Below are 1,893 nucleotides of genomic sequence, written 5' to 3' on the forward strand. Positions count from 1 at the left end.
CGGAAAGCCAAGCAATTGGCTTCCCGTCCGCTATGCGGACCACTCCTCACCCCAGCAGATCCTCGATGCGGATCGGAAAGCGCCGAGGCCGCACCCCGGTCGCATGCCAGACCGCATTGGCGACGGCGCCGGCCGTGCCGGTGATGCCGATTTCGCCGACGCCCTTGATGCCGAGCGCGTTGACGTGAGGGTCGTCCTCGTGGACCAGCAGCGCCTCGACCGACGGAACGTCGGCATTCACCGGGACATGATACTCGGCGAGGTTGGCATTCTGGATCCGGCCAGAGCGCCGGTCGGTGATGGCTTCCTCATGCAGCGCGAACGAGACGCCCCAGATCATGCCGCCATAATACTGGCTGCGCACCAGCCTGGGATTGATGATCCGCCCGGCGGCGAACGCGCCGACCAGCCTTGTGACACGGATCTGGCCGAAATCCGGATCGACCTTCACCTCGGCGAACACGGCGCCGTGCGCGTGCTTGGCATAGGCCTCCTGGGATGCCGGGTCCGCAGCGCCCTTGCCATGGCCCTCGATCTCGGTGAGGCCCGCGCGCGTGAGGATCTCGGCATAGCTTTCACCGCGGCTTTCATCGTCGCGCCGATAGAGGCGGCCACCGCGCGCCAGCACGCCTTCATTGCCGGCGCCGTAGAGCGGTGAGTGCTCGTCACTGGTGGCGAGATCGGCGAGCCTGGCGATGACGGCGGCACCCGCATTGTGGATCGCCATGCCGGCCGTCGCCGTGTGGCCGGAGCCGCCGGCAATGCCTGCATTGGGCAGATCGGAACTGCCGGCCCTGAAATCGACCTGGTCGATATCCAGTCCCAGTCCGTCGGCGGCGATCTGGGCGAAGGCGGTCCAGGCGCCTTGCCCCATGTCCTGCGCGCCGGTCTCCATCAGGCCGCTGCCATCGCTTCTCAGCACGGCGCGGGCCTCGGCCTGGAACATCAGGGCCGGAAACGTCGCCGTGCCCATGCCCCAGCCGGTCAGGAAACCGTCCGCGTCGCGCATCAGCCGCGGCTGAAGCGGGCGGCTTGCCCAGCCGAACGTCTCGGCCGCTTGCCTGTAGCATTCGTGCAGCGCCTTGGAGGAAAACGGCTTGCCGGTCATGGGCTCGACCTCGGCATAGTTCCGCAGCCGGAATTCCAGCGGGTCCATGCCACAGGCGTGAGCCGCCTCGTCGATGGCGCTTTCGAGTGCGATCGAGCCGGTCGCTTCGCCAGGCGCCCGCATGAACAGCGGCGTACCGGTGTCCAACCGCACCGCATCGTGCGAGGTGGCGATGGCCGGGCTGGCATAGAGCGTGTGCGAGGCGTCCGCGGCCGGTTCGAAGAAATCGTCGAACGTGCTCGACGCAGTCTTGGCATGATGGTCGAGTGACGTCAGCCGCCCTTCGCCGTCCATGCCCATGCGCAGCGTCTGGCGCGTCGGCGCACGGTGGCCGACCGGGCCGTACATCTGCTCACGCCGCAGCACCAGCTTGACCGGACGGCGGACGAGGCGCGCCGCCAGGATGCCGAGCACCTGCGGCCCGGAGATCATGCCTTTCGAGCCAAAGCCGCCACCCAGGAACGGGCTGCGGATGTGGATGTTTTCCGGCGCGATGCCGAACAGGCCGGCGATGCGGCCCTGTGCCATGGCAAGGCCCTGGCTCGGCGTGTCGATCGACAGTGTGTCGCCATTCCAGGCGACGACGATCGCATGCGGCTCCATGGCGTTGTGGTACTGGGCCGGCGTCTCGTAGGTGGCTTCGATCCGTGTCTTTGCCGATTTGAGGCCGGCCTCGACATCGCCCTTGTGCTGCACGGCCGGACCGCCGACGCCGACACCACGCGGCACGAAGCTTTCAGCGCCGTCCAGGCCAACGCGCGCCGGCAGCACTTCATAGCGCGGCG

At 67.9% G+C, this 1,893-nt stretch carries 1 protein-coding gene; it reads right to left on the reverse strand.

The window, feature by feature from the left end; translation table 11 throughout:
• Positions 1-46: 46 nt before the first annotated feature.
• Positions 47-1,893 (reverse strand): xanthine dehydrogenase family protein molybdopterin-binding subunit (locus EOC06_RS36545; protein WP_128310067.1); only part of this gene is annotated, 1,847 nt, incomplete at its 5' end.

The sequence above is a fragment of the Mesorhizobium sp. M7A.F.Ca.MR.362.00.0.0 genome, from assembly GCF_004023175.1.
Lineage (GTDB): Bacteria > Pseudomonadota > Alphaproteobacteria > Rhizobiales > Rhizobiaceae > Mesorhizobium.